Consider the following 15,898-nt stretch of genomic DNA (forward strand, 5'->3'; position numbering starts at 1 on the left):
CTAAACAATATGGATCTTATCCGTTTTTTAATTGATTTCATTCTGCACATTGACGTGCACCTGGCGGAGCTGGTCGCGCAGTATGGCGTCTGGGTGTATGCCATTCTGTTCCTGATTCTGTTCTGTGAAACGGGGCTGGTGGTAACACCATTCCTGCCGGGCGACTCGCTGCTGTTTGTCGCCGGGGCGCTCTCCGCGCTGCCGACGAACGACATCAACGTGCATGTGATGGTTGTGCTGATGGTGATTGCGGCGATTGTCGGCGATGCGGTGAACTACACCATTGGCAGGCTGTTCGGCGAGAAGCTGTTCAGCAATCCGGACTCGAAAATTTTCCGTCGCAGCTACCTGGATAAGACCCATGCCTTCTACGATAGACATGGTGGAAAAACCATTATTCTGGCGCGATTTGTCCCCATCGTCAGAACATTCGCGCCTTTTGTGGCGGGAATGGGCCACATGTCCTATCGTCATTTTGCGCTCTATAACGTCGCGGGCGCGCTGCTGTGGGTGCTGCTGTTCACCTACGCGGGCTATCTGTTCGGCGACCTGCCGGTGGTACAAGAGAACCTGAAGCTGCTGATTGTGGCGATCATCGTTCTGTCGGTGCTGCCGGGGGTAATCGAAGTGATCCGTCACCGTCGCAAGGCGGCAAAACAGGCAAAATAAACCCTGCACACGGGGCACGATTCAGCCGTGCCCTGTTACGACATGTTTCGCGGTTCGACCACTTTTTTATGCCAAGTTTCGGGCTGTTATGTTTTAATGTGCAACATTCATGGTCTATGAAGGGGAAAAGTGGCATTATGCGCGGCCCCTTAATGGCAAAACTGGCATCGACCAGGTTCAGGCAGAAAGGTTATCAATGAGCTGGATTGAACGAATTAAAAGCAACATCACACCTACCCGCAAGGCGAGCATCCCGGAAGGGGTATGGACCAAGTGCGATAGCTGTGGTCAGGTTTTGTATCGCGCCGAGCTGGAGCGTAACCTCGAGGTTTGCCCGAAGTGCGATCACCACATGCGTATGTCAGCGCGTAATCGCCTGCATAGCCTGTTGGATGAAGGGTCCCTGGTAGAACTGGGTAGCGAACTTGAGCCGAAAGACGTGCTGAAGTTCCGTGACTCTAAAAAGTATAAAGATCGTCTGGCATCCGCTCAGAAAGAGACGGGTGAGAAAGACGCGCTGGTGGTCATGAAGGGTACCCTGCATGACATGCCGGTTGTCGCTGCGGCCTTCGAGTTCTCCTTTATGGGCGGCTCTATGGGTTCCGTGGTTGGCGCGCGCTTTGTGCGTGCCGTTGAGCAGGCGTTGGAAGACAACTGCCCGCTGATCTGCTTCTCCGCATCCGGCGGCGCGCGCATGCAGGAAGCGCTGATGTCCCTGATGCAGATGGCGAAAACCTCCGCTGCGCTGGCGAAAATGCAGGAACGCGGTTTACCGTATATTTCCGTGCTGACCGACCCAACCATGGGCGGCGTCTCCGCCAGCTTCGCTATGCTGGGCGATCTGAACATCGCAGAACCGAAAGCGCTGATCGGCTTTGCCGGCCCGCGTGTTATCGAACAGACCGTGCGTGAGAAACTGCCGCCGGGCTTCCAGCGCAGTGAATTCCTCATCGAAAAAGGCGCGATCGACATGATCGTTCGCCGCCCGGAAATGCGTCTGAAGCTGGCCAGTATCCTGGCGAAGCTGATGAACCTCCCGGCACCGAATCCGGACGCGCCGCGCGAGAGCGTGGTGGTACCGCCGGTACCGGATCAGGAACCAGAGGCCTGATGATGTAAAGGGCAGGGCCGGTTGGCGCTGCCCTTTTTGCTATTATTCACCGTTGAAAGTTGCGGGCACCATGGACAAACATCTTATTCCTCAGGCCACGTCGCCCCTGGCTACGTGGCTTTCTTATCTGGAAAACCTCCATTCAAAAACCATCGATCTGGGGCTGGCGCGCGTCAGCCAGGTTGCGGGTTCGCTCGATGTGCTGCAGCCGGCACCGTTTGTTTTCACCGTCGCGGGCACCAACGGCAAAGGCACCACCTGCCGCACGCTGGAAACCATTCTGATGGCGGCGGGCTACAAAGTGGGCGTTTACAGTTCCCCGCATCTGGTGCGCTACACCGAACGTGTCCGCGTACAGGGAGAGGAGCTGGCGGAAAGCGCCCATACGGCTTCGTTTGCCGCGATTGAGGCAGCGCGTGGCGACACCTCGTTAACCTATTTTGAGTACGGCACGCTCTCGGCGCTGTGGTTGTTCAAACAGCAAAACGTTGACGTAGCGATTCTCGAAGTGGGCCTCGGCGGGCGGCTGGACGCCACCAACATTGTTGATGCCAACGTCGCGGTGGTGACCAGTATCGCGCTGGACCACACCGACTGGCTGGGCCCGGATCGTGAAAGCATTGGCCGCGAAAAAGCGGGCGTGTTCCGCGGCGGGCGACCGGCGGTGGTGGGGGAACCTGATATGCCGCGCACAATTGCCGACGTCGCGCAGGAGAAAGGCGCTTTGCTGATGCAGCGTGACGTCGACTGGCGCTATACGGTGGGCGAGCACAGCTGGAGCTTTAGCGACGCGCAGGGTGAACTTCGCGAGTTGCCGTTGCCGAATGTCCCGCAACCGAATGCCGCCACCGCGCTGGCTGCGCTGCGCGCCAGTGGGCTTAAGGTGAGCGAAGAGGCTATTCGCGAGGGCGTCGCCAGCGCGATTCTGCCGGGCCGATTCCAGACCATCCAACTGCAGCCTCGCGTGATTCTCGACGTTGCGCATAACCCGCATGCCGCAGGCTACCTTGCCGGGCGTCTCAAATCATTGCCGAAAACCGGGCGAGTACTGGCGGTTATTGGTATGCTGCATGATAAAGACATTGCCGGTACGCTGGCCTGTCTGGAAAGCGTCGTCGACAGCTGGTACTGTGCGCCTCTCGAAGGACCGCGCGGTGCGACGGCAGAGCAGCTGCGCGAACATCTGCGCGCGGGTGCCGTTTATGGCAGCGTGGCGCAGGCGTGGCATGCCGCAATGGCTGACGCCGCGCCGGAAGATACGGTGCTGGTGTGTGGGTCTTTCCACACCGTAGCGCATGTGATGGAAGAGTTAGACGCGGGGAGAGCCGGTGGCAAGTAAGTTTCAGAACCGTCTTGTCGGGACGATAGTGTTGGTTGCTCTGGGGGTCATTGTGCTGCCAGGGCTGCTTGACGGGCAAAAAAAGCATTATCAGGACGAGTTTGCGGCTATCCCGTTGGTCCCTAAACCAGGCGATCGCGATGAACCGGATATGTTGCCGACGGCGACTCAGGCGTTGCCTGCACAGCCGCCGGAAGGCGCAGCGGAAGAAGTTCGGGCAGGCGATGCCGCGGCGCCGTCGCTCGATTCCAGCCGCCTGGCGGTAAACGGCAACGGCGATCTGGAGCAGATCCCACCGACCGCCGAACCGATAAAGCCGAAACCCGTAGAAAAACCGAAGCCGCAGCCGAAGCCGGTGACGGAACAGGTTGCCGCCACGACGCCGCCGCCAAAAGCGGCGCAGGAAGAGAAACCCGCGCCGGTGGGCAAAGCCTACGTGGTGCAGCTTGGTGCGCTGAAGAACGCCGACAAGGTTAACGAAATCGTAGCCAGCCTGCGCGGTGCGGGCTACCACGCTTTCACGTCGCCTTCGACGCCGGTTCAGGGTAAAATCACCCGAATTCTGGTCGGCCCGGATGCCTCGAAAGATAAGCTGAAAGGTTCGCTTGGCGAGCTTAAACAGCTCTCGGGGCTGAGCGGTGTGGTGATGGGGTATACGCCGAACTAAGGCGTGGGATTTTCCCCTCACCCCGGCCCTCTCCCCAGAGGGGCGAGGGAGAAAGTCGGCGCCAGGCTCATCGACGGCTCCCTACGGTACCCTCTCCCCTCTGGGGAGAGGGTTAGGGTGAGGGGCCACAAACAACGCCAAAAGCGACCAGAAAAACGATGGCGTTGAATATTTTTTCAGCGCCATTTTTTATTTATGCCAGGGAAGGAAATCCCTACGCAAACGTTTTCTTTTTCTGTTAGAATGCGCCCGAACTGGATGACAGGGCGTAAAATCGTGGGACAAATATGGTCTGGATTGATTACGCCATTATCGCGGTGCTGGGCTTTTCTTGCTTAGTGAGCCTTATCCGTGGCTTCGTTCGTGAAGCGCTATCGTTGGTCACGTGGGGTTGTGCTTTTTACGTAGCCAGCCATTACTACACTGACCTGTCTGTCTGGTTTACGGGCTTTGAAGACGAACGGGTTCGAAATGGGATTGCTATTGCGGCGCTGTTTATCGCGACGCTCATCGTCGGCGCTATCGTCAACTACGTGATAGGTCAGCTGGTGGAGAAGACCGGTTTGTCGGGGACCGACAGGGTATTGGGCGTCTGCTTCGGCGCGCTGCGCGGGGTGCTGATTATCGCCGCTATCCTGTTCTTCCTCGACACTTTTACCGGCATGGCAAAAAGCGAAGACTGGCAGCAGTCGCAGTTTATCCCCTATTTTTCGCCGGTTATCAGATGGTTTTTTGAATACCTTCAAAGCTCGTCAAGTTTCTTGCCCAAAGTATAAGCTTTGGGTCGTTGCTTAACGAGGAAAAGACGTATGTGCGGTATTGTCGGTATCGCCGGTGTCATGCCGGTAAACCAGTCGATTTATGATGCGCTAACGGTGCTGCAGCACCGTGGACAGGATGCCGCTGGCATCATCACCATTGATGCCAACAACTGTTTCCGGTTGCGTAAGGCGAACGGTCTGGTGAGTGATGTCTTTGAAGCCCGCCACATGCAGCGTATGCAGGGCAATATGGGTATTGGCCACGTGCGGTACCCAACGGCGGGCAGCTCCAGCGCCTCTGAGGCTCAGCCTTTCTACGTGAACTCCCCATATGGCATTACGCTGGCGCATAACGGTAACCTGACCAATGCGCACGAGTTACGTCAGAAACTGTTCGAAGAAAAACGCCGCCACATCAACACCACCTCTGATTCAGAAATCCTGCTCAATATCTTCGCCAGCGAGCTGGATAACTTCCGTCATTACCCGCTGGAAGCCGATAACATTTTTGCCGCCATCGCGGCGACCAATCGCCAGATTCGCGGTGCGTACGCCTGTGTGGCAATGATTATCGGCCACGGCATGGTGGCTTTCCGCGACCCGAACGGCATCCGTCCGCTGGTGCTGGGCAAACGTGACGTGGGCGATGGCCGCACCGAGTATATGGTGGCCTCCGAAAGCGTGGCGCTGGATACTCTTGGCTTTGAATTCCTGCGTGATGTTGCGCCGGGCGAAGCGATTTACATTACTGAAAAAGGGCAGTTGTTTACCCGTCAGTGCGCCGATAACCCGGTCAGCAACCCGTGCCTGTTCGAGTACGTTTACTTTGCGCGTCCGGACTCCTTTATCGATAAAATCTCCGTCTACAGCGCCCGCGTGAACATGGGTACCAAGCTTGGCGAGAAGATTGCGCGCGAGTGGGAAGATTTGGATATCGACGTGGTCATTCCAATTCCGGAAACCTCCTGCGATATCGCGCTGGAAATCGCCCGTATTCTGGGTAAACCGTACCGCCAGGGGTTTGTGAAAAACCGCTATGTGGGCCGTACCTTTATCATGCCGGGCCAGCAGCTGCGTCGTAAATCCGTACGCCGTAAGCTGAACGCCAACCGCGCCGAGTTCCGTGATAAGAACGTGCTGCTGGTGGATGACTCCATCGTGCGCGGCACCACCTCTGAGCAGATTATCGAGATGGCGCGTGAAGCCGGGGCGAAGAAGGTTTACCTGGCCTCTGCGGCACCGGAAATTCGTTTCCCGAACGTTTACGGTATCGATATGCCGACCGCTAACGAGCTGATTGCTCACGGGCGTGAAGTGGATGAGATTCGTCAGATCATCGGCGCCGATGGTCTTATCTTCCAGGATCTTGACGATCTGATTGACGCGGTGCGCGCAGAAAACCCGGATATTCAACAGTTTGAATGCTCGGTATTTAACGGTGTATACGTGACCAAAGACGTTGATCAGACCTATCTCGACTTCCTCGACTCACTGCGTAACGACGATGCGAAAGCCGTTCAGCTGCAGAATGAAGTCGAGAATTTAGAGATGCATAACGAAGGGTAAATCAGGACATGCCGGATGGCGACGCGTCGCGTCTTATCCGGCCTACGGTCCACCCTCGTTTAGTAGGCCGGATAAGGCGTAACTGCCATCCGGCTTTTTTTATGGTTACGCCTCGTCCACCCAAATCCGCATTTCGCCCTCGCCACGGTTGGCCCAGCTAAACCACGGAATAAAGGTTAAGGTTTGCTTTTCGGCGGCCGTCTGACGATTATCAAAGCTGTACAGCGGTTTATCTTCCTGCGCAGTCGGGAGGCGTAGCCCCTCCGCCTGGAGCAATACTTTCCCCTTCAGCACGCCCACGCCCTGAATCTCACGGAACACGCTTGTTTTTGGCAGCGACAGGTTGTGCAACTCTGCGCCGTTATCCGCTTCTTCCAGGCAGTAGACCAGCGGCCCGCGCTGAATCGCTACTTTACCGGCAGCGTGGCGCACCAGCGGGTTGGCGTAAACCCGGCGGATGGTCATTGGTAGTTGCAGCGTAATCACGTCGCCTTCCTGCCATTGGCGGTGCAAATGCAAATAGCCTTTGATGGTTTCGCCCTGCGCGGCTTCACCGTTCACTTGTACCTGAGGTGATTCGCACCACTCCGGCAGGCGCAGCGCCAGCGTATGTTCAACCGTCTGCGGCTGGCTAAAGCGGATCGTGACCTGCTCATCCCACGGATAGTTGCCCTCAATTTTTAGCGCCAGCGTCCGATCTTTCATCGTGAACTGTGCCTCGCTACCGGCGTAGAAGTTGATAAACAGGGCGTCCTGCCGCGGAGTGAAGAGGTAGTGGCCAATGGCGACCAGCGTGCGCGCGATGTTCGGCGGGCAGCAGGCGCAACCGAACCAGCGCTGGCGAACGGGTTTGATATGGTCGTAAATGTGGTTATGCGGAATGCTTTTCGGGTGCGTTTCCAGTGGGTTAACGTAGAAGAAGTGCTTGCCGTCCAGTGCCATGCCGCCCAGCACCGTGTTGTAGAACGCGCGCTCCATGACGTCGGCGTAGTGGGCGTCGCCCTCCATCTCCAGCATGCGGCGGGCAAACATCATCAGGCCGATGGAGGCGCAGCTCTCGCCGTAGGCGGTGTCGTTCGGCAGGTCGTAATCGCTGGTGAAGGCTTCGCCGATACCCTGCGAGCCAATGCCGCCGGTGATGTACATGCGGCGCTGCACCATATTGTTCCAGATGCGCAGGCAGGTCTGGCGCTTCTCTTCATCCTTAGTCATGCGCGCGATATGCGCCAGGCCGGTCATCAGATATACCGAACGCACCGCGTGGCCGACGGCTTCGTTCTGTTCTGACAGCGGCTTGTGAGCATGTGTGTAACTTTTATCTTTGATCATGCCCGGCCAGGCATCGCCCCAGCCTACCCAGTGGCGAGTGCCGCCGCGTTTTTCAAACTCAATATCGTAGTAGTACGGCTGCTGGCCACGCTCCTCGACGAAGAAACTGGCCAGCGCCTGGTATCGCGGTTCCCGGGTGACTTCGTACAGGCGCATTAGCGCCAGTTCGATTTCCGGGTGCCCCGGATAGCCGCGCAGCTGGCCGTCGTTCGGGCCAAAAACGGTGTCGATATGATCGGCAAACCGGCAGGCAATTTCCAGCAGACGGCGCTTACCGGTGGCGTTGAAGAACGCCACGGCGGCTTCGAACAGATGTCCGGCGCAGTACATTTCGTGGCACTCGGCGACGTTGGTCCAGCGCTGGCCCGGCTCTTTAACGGTGTACCAGGTGTTGAGGTAGCCATCTTCGCACTGTGCTTGCGCCAGCAGTTCAATCACTTCATCGGCTGTCTGTTCAAGCCGGGCATCCGGCTTCTGGCTCAGCGACCAGGCAACCGCTTCCAGCCATTTGGTGACGTCACTGTCCTGGAAGACCATGCCGTAAAACTCACCCTGTTCAAGCCCGGCGGCGATGCGATAGTTCGCCAGCGCATGGCTTGGCTCGGCCTCCGGAAGATTGTCATTAAGCGCTTCCCACTGATAAGGGATCACCACATCGCGGATCAGCCGCTGATATTCGCCCAGAAACGGGTCGGTGACGGTAATACGGTTCAGATCGGCTTCAATCACATCAGACTGCATCATGTTTACCTCAAGAAATGTGTGAATGTCTTTGGTGAAGATCGGTAGAAATACGTTTCATCATCGGGCCGTTCAGACGGCACTTCAGCAGGCACAGGGCGAGAACAAAGTGGAACAACGCTGGAACCAGGCTTTGCAGCAGGGTAATGCCATGAATAGATGCTGGCGTCTGGTTCCCCAGCCCTGGTTGGTAGGCCACCATGATCAGGATCAGGCTGATAATGCCGCCGGAAGAGGCCCAGGAGAGCTTGATGAAAAAGAGGTTAAAGGCGAAATTCATGCCGGAGGAGCGCACGCCGGTTTTCCATTCACCGTAGTCGTCGGCGAAGGCCATAATCGAGAAGTGCAGCGGCAGGGTGAAGCCCTGAATCACGCTGTTAACCGCAATGCAGATCAGCCAGAGTATCTGGAACTGCGGGCCGGTGGGCAGGAAGTACATACCGACGCCGAAAGCGACCAGCACCAGGTTGGTCCAGTAGTACAGACGTACCATATCCACGCGGCGGGAGAGCGGATTGACGATCACCGCGCCAGCGATCCCGGCAATCGTCAGAATGCCGAAGAACAGCGACATGTAGGCCGCACTGCCTTGCAGCACGTAGGAGATAAAATACATATAGCCGCCGCCGCGGATGCACAGAATGTTCACCAGCAGGAACGACATAATGAGCATCATCAGCAGTTGATCGTTTTTACGCAGCCCCTTCAGGTGTTCGCGGAGGGTGAAATTGCCCGCCAGCGATAAGGGGACGCGTTCTTTGACCCAGAAGAAGCACAACAGAAACAGCACCATGCCGATGGTGCACAGCACGGTTACGCCATACTGATAACCCTTCGCCAGGTTGCCCTGACCAAAGAATTCCACCATCCACGGCAGACCGACGGAGACGAGGAAACCAGCAATGCCGCTTAACACGAAGCGCCAGGACTGACAGGACATCACCTGATCGTGGCGGTTGGTGATGGCGTTAATCAGCGCGCAGTAAGGCACGTTGTTGGCGGTATAGCCGATGGAGAGCAGGAAATAGGTGCCGAACGCCCACGCAATTTTCATGTTTGCGCTCATGTCCGGGACGGTAAACGTCAGGATACCAATCACGCCAAGCGGTACGGCTGTCCACAGCTGCCACGGACGAAAGCGCCCCCAGCGGCTGCGGGTGCGGTCGGCAATCACGCCCATTACCGGGTCGGAAATCGCGTCGAAAATTCGCAGCGTAAAGAACATCGCACCGACGATAGCCGGGCTGAGCCCAAAGACGTCGGTATAGAAAAAAAGTAAAAAGCCGCTTATCAAATCTGAGATGCAATGCCCGCCAGCATCGCCTAATCCATAGCCTATCTTTTCGCGGGTAGAGAGCGTCTCTCCCGCATCAACGGTCTGGACATCGGTATCCAGGTTATCAGCAATGGTCATAACCAATCCTCGAACAGGGTGTGATGATTCAAAAAGTCATTACGGCGTATCTCTGACGAATTTTTAGTAAATAACTAGCGGCGTTGAGGATAGAACCTGGGCCAGATGTGGGTATATAACGTAGATTTCAAATGGTGAAATTGATCTTGTTTTTACTATAAATAAACTAAAAATAGTGATTAATATCACAATTTGTGTTGGATTAAGAGGGTTTTTCGCCGACGCGAACACATATTGGTACTGAATATTAAAATGTTTAGTAAAAATAAAACTTAAGATTGCAGGGGGGATGACCACGCGTGATACTCTTTGTCCCGTCAGGCCGTTAATGAGGTAAAGCGAAGGATGGTGAAGAAAACCCGAATCAAAGACATTGCCAGCGCGTGCGGCGTCTCGATTGCGGCAGTTTCTCGTGCGCTGAAAGGGCAGCCGGGGCTGAGCGATGAAACGCGACAGCGTATTCTGGCGATTGCCCAGGCGGAAGGGTACGACTTCAGCCGCCTGCGCAGCGGGCGCATCAAGCGGCTGCTGTTTTTGCTGCACCGCGAACACAATATCGCCAGCGCGCTGCCGTTCTATTCCACGGTGATGCTCGGCGTGGCGGATGCCTGCCGTGAAAACGACATCGCGATGAGCTTCCAGCCGATTGGCCCGGAAGATGCGGTGGCGGATCTGATTAATCTGCACCAGCCGGACGCGTTAATCTGCGCGGGATATCTTGAACCTGAGGTATTGGCAGCGTTACGCCAGTCGGCGCTGCCGGTGGCGCTGGTCGATCTGTGGGCGGCCGACTTTCCCTGCGTGAACCCGGATAACTACCACGGCGGCTTTGTGGCAACCCGCCATCTACTGGAGCAGGGGAGAACGCGCATTGCGTTTCTGGGCACGTCTCAGCGCCACTACAGTATTCGCCAGCGCGTCGAGGGCTACCAGCAAGCGTTATTCGATGCCGGTCTGGTTCTGCCCGCGGCCTACCGCATTGAGGTGCCGCCGGTGAAGGATATCGAGCAGGCGCTGGTGGAGGGGATGTCACAGCTGTTGGCGCTGGCGCAGCCGCCGGATGCGATTTTCGCCTACAACGACGTGGCGGCGCTGGTGGCAATGCGCGAATGCGCGCGCCGGGGGATTCGCGTCCCGGAAGACGTGGCGATTGTCGGTTTCGATGATATCGACGCCGCGGCCTGGGCGCATCCGCCGCTGTCGACGGTGGCCGTCGATAAACGTGAGTTGGGGCGTGATGCTTTCCAGTTGTTGCTTGGCGAGGAGAGCGAAAGAAATCTGCTGCTGCCGGTAAGGCTGGTGGCCCGCGAAAGTTCTGTGACCGACGCCAGCGCGTCACGGTTGCGTCTGGCGCCGTAATCCGGCAAAGTTGGCGCCATTACGGATACAAGGCGGTCAGCGTGAAACGACTCATCATTGGAATCTCCGGCGCCAGCGGCGCCATTTACGGCGTGCGTATGCTTGAAGTGCTGCAATCTGTACCGGATGTGGAAACGCATCTGGTGATGAGTCTGGCGGCACGGCAGACGCTGTCGCTGGAAACGGACCTGTCGCTACGTGAGGTTCAGGCGCTGGCCGACGTGGTGCACGATGCGCGGGATATTGCCGCCAGTATCTCCTCCGGTTCGTTCAAAACGGCGGGCATGGCGATTTTACCCTGTTCCATCAAGACCCTTTCCGGCATCGTGAACAGCTACACTGATGGCCTGCTGACGCGCGCTGCCGACGTGGTGCTGAAGGAGCGTCGCCCGCTGGTGCTGTGCGTGCGTGAAACGCCGCTGCATCTGGGGCATTTGCGGCTGATGACTCAGGCGGCAGAGATAGGTGCCGTTATCATGCCGCCGGTGCCGGCGTTCTATCATCGACCACAAACGCTGGATGACGTCATCAACCAGACCGTTAACCGGGTGCTCGATCAGTTCGATATCGCGTTGCCGGACGATCTGTTTACCCGCTGGTCGGGAGCCTGACCGCGCACGAAAAAGCGCGCTTAATGTATCTTTTGCCCTGTTTCAGGGCAAATCTGCAACGCCGATCAAATCCTCGCTATTTAATCATCCCGATTGCATTTTTGTGCTCGATTTATACGCTGCGGCTGATATCTTCCCTCATGCTCACCTCTTGTTATCTTATTGTTAACATATTTAACGTTGTTTGCTGTTATGACGAAAAATATGGCACAGAAGATGCAATGTCAGGTTGGCAAGCACAACACAACATAACTATATCGCAGTTAACAACATCACGATTTAATAGGGGAACGTATGAAGAAGACGGTTCTTGCTCTCTCTTTGCTGCTGGGCCTCAGCAGCGCCGCCAGCGTTTTTGCCGCACTGCCGCAGAGCATTCGCATCGGTACCGATACCACCTACGCACCGTTCTCATCGAAAGATGCCAAAGGGGATTTCATCGGCTTTGATATCGATCTGGGCAACGAAATGTGCAAACGCGCCAGCATCAAGTGCACTTGGGTGGGGAGCGACTTTGACGCGCTGATTCCTTCGCTGAAAGCGAAGAAAATCGATGCCATCATCTCTTCATTGTCCATCACGGAAAAACGTCAGCAGGAGATTGCCTTCTCCGACAAGCTGTACGCGGCTGACTCTCGCCTGATAGCCGCGAAAGGCTCGGCCATTAAGCCGACGCTGGACGCCCTGAAAGGCAAGCATATTGGCGTGCTGCAGGGATCGACCCAGGAAGCCTATGCCAATGAAAACTGGCGGAGCAAAGGCGTTGACGTGGTCGCCTATCAAAATCAGGACCTGATCTACTCCGACATGGCCGCCGGGCGTCTTGACGCCGCGTTCCAGGACGAAGTGGCCGCCAGCGAAGGCTTCCTCAAACAACCCGCCGGGAAAGATTTTGACTTTGCCGGTCCGTCGGTAAAAGACAAGAAATACTTCGGCGACGGCACGGGCGTTGGGCTACGTAAAGACGACGTTGAGCTGAAAGCGGCGCTGGATAAAGCGCTGGCGGAGCTGCGTGCCGATGGTACCTACGACAAAATGGCGAAGAAATACTTCAACTTTAACGTCTACGGCGACTAAGCGGTCTGAAGTGTCATCATGGTGCATATTTTTATCGATGCACCATGATGGTGCGTTTTTTGCTCGAAAGTTGCGCATGGTTGCATAATTAAGCATTTTTAATGAGAAAAAAGCCAGCCGGAAGGGCAGAATACTTTGCCTTGATGGGCCGAAAGATGGCACGATAACTGCTCAGATAATTTCTAAAAACCCACAAGAATTTCGGTCTGTTGAGGATGATTATGAAAAAACTGGCGTTGTCTTTTTCTCTGGTCTTAGCGCTTGCTTCTGCTTCCAGCGCATTTGCAGCAATTCCGCAAAAAGTACGTATCGGCACTGACCCAACGTACGCACCGTTCGAGTCGAAAAATGCCCAGGGTGAATTAGTGGGTTTTGACATTGATCTGGCAAAAGAGCTCTGTAAGCGCATCCAGGCACAATGTACCTTCGTGGAGAACCCGCTGGACGCACTGATCCCCTCGCTGAAAGCGAAGAAAATCGATGCCATCATGTCATCGCTGTCGATCACGGAAAAACGTCAGCAGGAAATCGCCTTTACCGACAAACTTTATGCCGCCGACTCGCGTCTGGTGGTGAAAAAAGGTTCCCCGGTTACCCCGGACCTCGCCACGCTGAAAGGCAAGCGCGTGGGCGTGCTGCAGGGCACCACCCAGGAAACCTACGGTAACGAGCACTGGGCGCCGAAAGGGATTGAAATCGTCTCCTACCAGGGCCAGGACAATATCTACTCTGACCTGACTGCCGGCCGTATCGACGCGGCGTTCCAGGACGAAGTGGCGGCAAGCGAAGGTTTCCTGAAACAGCCGATCGGCAAAGACTACCAGTTCGGCGGCCCGTCCATTAAAGACGAAAAGCTGTTTGGCGTCGGTACCGGTATGGGCCTGCGTAAAGACGATACCGAACTGCTGAACGCGTTGAACAAGGCGTTTGCTGAAATGCGTGCTGACGGCACCTACGACAAGCTGGCGAAGAAGTACTTCGATTTTAACGTTTACGGCGAATAATCATCACGAGTAACCCATCGCTTCGCACGCACGGGGCGATGGGCGTAAAGACAGGACTGGCAGCATGCTGTACGGGTTTTCACAGGTAATTTTTCAGGGCGCCCTTGTCACCCTTGAGCTGGCTATCAGCTCAGTGGTTCTGGCCGTGCTTATTGGTCTGGTTGGCGCGGGAGCCAAGCTCTCCCGAAATCGCGTACTGGCGTTAATTTTTGAGGGCTATACCACGCTGATTCGTGGGGTGCCCGACCTGGTGCTGATGCTGCTGATCTTTTATGGTCTGCAGATGGTACTTAACCTTATCACCGACTCGCTCGGCATCGGGCAGTTTGATATTGACCCGATGATCGCCGGGATTATCACCCTGGGTTTCATCTACGGTGCCTATTTCACCGAAACCTTCCGCGGCGCCTTTATGGCCGTGCCGAAAGGGCATATTGAGGCCGCGACGGCCTTTGGTTTTACCGGCGGTCAAACCTTCCGTCGTATTCTTTTTCCGGCCATGATGCGTTACGCGCTGCCGGGGATTGGCAACAACTGGCAGGTGATCCTCAAAGCTACCGCGCTGGTGTCGCTGCTGGGGCTGGAAGATGTGGTCAAGGCCACCCAACTGGCCGGCAAGAGCACCTGGGAACCGTTCTATTTTGCCATCGTCTGTGGCTTGATTTATCTGCTATTTACTACCGTTTCCAATGGCGTGTTGCTGCTGCTCGAACGCCGCTACTCCGTGGGCGTGAAGAGGGCTGACCTGTGATGGAGATTATTCAGGAGTACTGGAAAGCGCTGCTGTGGACCGACGGTTACCGCTTTACCGGCGTGGCGATCACCCTGTGGCTGCTGGTGCTGTCAGTGGTGATGGGCGGCATTATGGCGCTGTTTCTCGCCATCGCCCGCGTCTCAAGCAACAAATACATTAAGTTTCCGGTGTGGCTGTTCACCTATATTTTTCGCGGCACGCCGCTGTATGTGCAGCTGCTGGTGTTCTATTCCGGGATGTATACGCTGGAGATTGTCAAAGGCACCGAACTGCTGAACGCTTTTTTCCGCAGCGGCCTGAACTGTACGGTGCTGGCCTTAACCCTCAACACCTGCGCTTACACCACCGAGATTTTCGCCGGGGCGATTCGCTCGGTGCCGGCAGGGGAAATCGAGGCTGCGCGCGCCTACGGCTTCTCATCGTTTAAGCTCTACCGCTGCATTATTCTGCCGTCGGCGCTGCGCATCGCGCTGCCTGCCTACAGCAACGAGGTGATCCTGATGCTGCACTCGACGGCGCTGGCGTTCACCGCGACCGTTCCGGATCTGCTGAAAATTGCCCGCGATATCAACTCGGCGACCTATCAGCCGTTTACCGCGTTCGGCATTGCAGCGGTGCTCTATTTGATTATCTCCTATGTGCTGATTCGCCTGTTCCGCAAAGCGGAAAAGCGCTGGTTACAGCATATGAAACCGACTTCTACGCACTGAGAACATGATGGCTGATAAAAAACTAAACGTAATCGACCTGCACAAACGCTACGGTGAGCACGAGGTGCTGAAGGGCGTGTCGCTGAAAGCTAACGCTGGCGACGTGATCAGCATTATCGGTTCGTCGGGGTCGGGAAAAAGTACTTTTCTGCGCTGCATTAACTTCCTCGAAAAGCCGAGCGAAGGCACGATTATCGTCAATGGGCAGAATATTGGCCTGGTGCGCGATAATGACGGTCAACTCAAGGTGGCTGATAAAAACCAACTGCGCCTGCTACGCACGCGCCTGACAATGGTCTTCCAGCACTTCAATCTGTGGAGCCACATGACGGTGCTGGAGAACGTGATGGAAGCCCCCATTCAGGTGCTGGGCCTGAGCAAGCAGGAAGCACGCGAGCGGGCGGTGAAGTATCTGGCAAAGGTGGGCATCGACGAGCGGCAGCAGGGTAAGTACCCGGTGCATCTTTCCGGTGGACAGCAGCAACGTGTGTCCATTGCCCGAGCGTTGGCGATGGAGCCGGAGGTCTTGCTGTTTGATGAACCGACTTCCGCGCTGGACCCTGAACTGGTGGGCGAGGTGCTGCGTATCATGCAGCAACTGGCGGAAGAGGGGAAAACCATGGTGGTGGTGACCCACGAAATGGGCTTTGCGCGCCATGTCTCTTCGCACGTCATTTTTCTCCATCAGGGGAAAATTGAGGAAGAAGGCAAACCGGAAGAGGTGTTCGGCAATCCGAAAAGCCCGCGCTTGCAGCAGTTCCTCAGCGGCGCGCTCAAATAAAATAA

Annotated in this window: 15 protein-coding genes; 13 read left to right on the forward strand and 2 right to left on the reverse strand. The window is 56.2% G+C overall.

Annotated elements, in window-relative coordinates; genetic code table 11:
• The first annotated feature begins 9 nt into the window (after positions 1-9).
• The 6 genes from GY169_RS07005 to purF all read left to right on the forward strand — a co-directional run bounded on the left by GY169_RS07005 (position 10) and on the right by purF (position 6,113).
• Positions 10-669, forward strand: coding sequence for a DedA family protein (locus GY169_RS07005; RefSeq protein WP_064543809.1), 660 nt, complete (start codon positions 10-12; stop codon positions 667-669).
• Between the two features lie 196 nt (positions 670-865).
• The gene (gene accD, locus GY169_RS07010; protein WP_167575331.1) at positions 866-1,780 is read left to right on the forward strand and encodes an acetyl-CoA carboxylase, carboxyltransferase subunit beta; all 915 of its coding nucleotides are present in this window, start codon (positions 866-868) and stop codon (positions 1,778-1,780) included.
• A 70-nt stretch (positions 1,781-1,850) separates the two neighbouring features.
• A complete protein-coding gene (gene folC, locus GY169_RS07015; RefSeq protein ID WP_167575332.1) occupies positions 1,851-3,119 on the forward strand; it encodes a bifunctional tetrahydrofolate synthase/dihydrofolate synthase in 1,269 nt (422 codons plus the stop codon).
• Positions 3,109-3,786, forward strand: coding sequence for a cell division protein DedD (gene dedD / locus GY169_RS07020; RefSeq protein ID WP_167575333.1), 678 nt, complete (start codon positions 3,109-3,111; stop codon positions 3,784-3,786). Before folC ends, dedD begins: the two co-directional genes overlap by 11 nt.
• A gap of 287 nt (positions 3,787-4,073) precedes the next feature.
• Positions 4,074-4,562: a colicin V production protein gene (gene cvpA, locus GY169_RS07025; protein WP_064543815.1), complete on the forward strand. Its 489-nt coding sequence runs from the start codon at positions 4,074-4,076 to the stop codon at positions 4,560-4,562.
• Positions 4,563-4,595: 33 nt separating this feature from the next.
• Complete coding sequence (gene purF, locus GY169_RS07030; RefSeq protein WP_064543817.1) at positions 4,596-6,113, forward strand: amidophosphoribosyltransferase; 1,518 nt, start codon at positions 4,596-4,598, stop codon at positions 6,111-6,113.
• Between the two features lie 105 nt (positions 6,114-6,218).
• Here the strand turns inward: purF and GY169_RS07035 are convergent, their stop codons facing one another.
• Together GY169_RS07035 and GY169_RS07040 are read right to left on the reverse strand one after the other, a co-directional pair.
• Complete coding sequence (locus GY169_RS07035) at positions 6,219-8,186, reverse strand: glycoside hydrolase family 127 protein (protein ID WP_167575334.1); 1,968 nt, start codon at positions 8,184-8,186, stop codon at positions 6,219-6,221.
• A 7-nt stretch (positions 8,187-8,193) separates the two neighbouring features.
• Positions 8,194-9,597, reverse strand: a complete 1,404-nt coding sequence (locus tag GY169_RS07040; protein ID WP_167575335.1) for an MFS transporter — start codon at positions 9,595-9,597, stop codon at positions 8,194-8,196.
• A gap of 345 nt (positions 9,598-9,942) precedes the next feature.
• Between GY169_RS07040 and GY169_RS07045 the strand changes: the two genes are divergently transcribed.
• From GY169_RS07045 to hisP, 7 genes are all read left to right on the forward strand, one after another.
• On the forward strand, positions 9,943-10,956 hold the full coding sequence (locus GY169_RS07045; protein ID WP_163448743.1) for a LacI family DNA-binding transcriptional regulator: 1,014 nt from the start codon (positions 9,943-9,945) through the stop codon (positions 10,954-10,956).
• Between the two features lie 41 nt (positions 10,957-10,997).
• Positions 10,998-11,567 (forward strand): UbiX family flavin prenyltransferase, encoded by a 570-nt coding sequence (locus GY169_RS07050; RefSeq protein WP_163448742.1) that lies wholly within the window; start codon positions 10,998-11,000, stop codon positions 11,565-11,567.
• Positions 11,568-11,861: 294 nt separating this feature from the next.
• Positions 11,862-12,644, forward strand: a complete 783-nt coding sequence (argT, locus tag GY169_RS07055) for a lysine/arginine/ornithine ABC transporter substrate-binding protein ArgT (RefSeq protein WP_163448741.1) — start codon at positions 11,862-11,864, stop codon at positions 12,642-12,644.
• Between the two features lie 221 nt (positions 12,645-12,865).
• A complete protein-coding gene (gene hisJ / locus GY169_RS07060) occupies positions 12,866-13,648 on the forward strand; it encodes a histidine ABC transporter substrate-binding protein HisJ (RefSeq protein WP_163448740.1) in 783 nt (260 codons plus the stop codon).
• Positions 13,649-13,712: 64 nt separating this feature from the next.
• Complete coding sequence (locus GY169_RS07065; RefSeq protein WP_064543826.1) at positions 13,713-14,399, forward strand: histidine ABC transporter permease HisQ; 687 nt, start codon at positions 13,713-13,715, stop codon at positions 14,397-14,399.
• Positions 14,396-15,112 (forward strand): ABC transporter permease, encoded by a 717-nt coding sequence (locus GY169_RS07070; protein ID WP_167575336.1) that lies wholly within the window; start codon positions 14,396-14,398, stop codon positions 15,110-15,112. Before GY169_RS07065 ends, GY169_RS07070 begins: the two co-directional genes overlap by 4 nt.
• A gap of 7 nt (positions 15,113-15,119) precedes the next feature.
• Positions 15,120-15,893, forward strand: a complete 774-nt coding sequence (gene hisP, locus GY169_RS07075; RefSeq protein ID WP_064543830.1) for a histidine ABC transporter ATP-binding protein HisP — start codon at positions 15,120-15,122, stop codon at positions 15,891-15,893.
• Positions 15,894-15,898: the final 5 nt, after the last annotated feature.

It is taken from the genome of Kluyvera genomosp. 3, assembly GCF_011765685.1.
Classification (GTDB): Bacteria; Pseudomonadota; Gammaproteobacteria; order Enterobacterales; family Enterobacteriaceae; genus Kluyvera; species Kluyvera georgiana_A.

What these genes read in the sequence shown, in the direction of transcription:
- GY169_RS07005 (WP_064543809.1), top strand. Translation starts at nt 10, where the DNA reads ATGGATCTTATCCGTTTTTTAATTGATTTCATTCTGCACATTGACGTG.
- accD (WP_167575331.1), top strand. Translation starts at nt 866, where the DNA reads ATGAGCTGGATTGAACGAATTAAAAGCAACATCACACCTACCCGCAAG.
- folC (WP_167575332.1), top strand. Translation starts at nt 1,851, where the DNA reads ATGGACAAACATCTTATTCCTCAGGCCACGTCGCCCCTGGCTACGTGG.
- cvpA (WP_064543815.1), top strand. Translation starts at nt 4,074, where the DNA reads ATGGTCTGGATTGATTACGCCATTATCGCGGTGCTGGGCTTTTCTTGC.
- purF (WP_064543817.1), top strand. Translation starts at nt 4,596, where the DNA reads ATGTGCGGTATTGTCGGTATCGCCGGTGTCATGCCGGTAAACCAGTCG.
- GY169_RS07035 (WP_167575334.1), bottom strand. Translation starts at nt 8,186, where the DNA reads ATGATGCAGTCTGATGTGATTGAAGCCGATCTGAACCGTATTACCGTC.
- GY169_RS07040 (WP_167575335.1), bottom strand. Translation starts at nt 9,597, where the DNA reads ATGACCATTGCTGATAACCTGGATACCGATGTCCAGACCGTTGATGCG.
- GY169_RS07045 (WP_163448743.1), top strand. Translation starts at nt 9,943, where the DNA reads ATGGTGAAGAAAACCCGAATCAAAGACATTGCCAGCGCGTGCGGCGTC.
- argT (WP_163448741.1), top strand. Translation starts at nt 11,862, where the DNA reads ATGAAGAAGACGGTTCTTGCTCTCTCTTTGCTGCTGGGCCTCAGCAGC.
- hisJ (WP_163448740.1), top strand. Translation starts at nt 12,866, where the DNA reads ATGAAAAAACTGGCGTTGTCTTTTTCTCTGGTCTTAGCGCTTGCTTCT.
- GY169_RS07065 (WP_064543826.1), top strand. Translation starts at nt 13,713, where the DNA reads ATGCTGTACGGGTTTTCACAGGTAATTTTTCAGGGCGCCCTTGTCACC.
- hisP (WP_064543830.1), top strand. Translation starts at nt 15,120, where the DNA reads ATGGCTGATAAAAAACTAAACGTAATCGACCTGCACAAACGCTACGGT.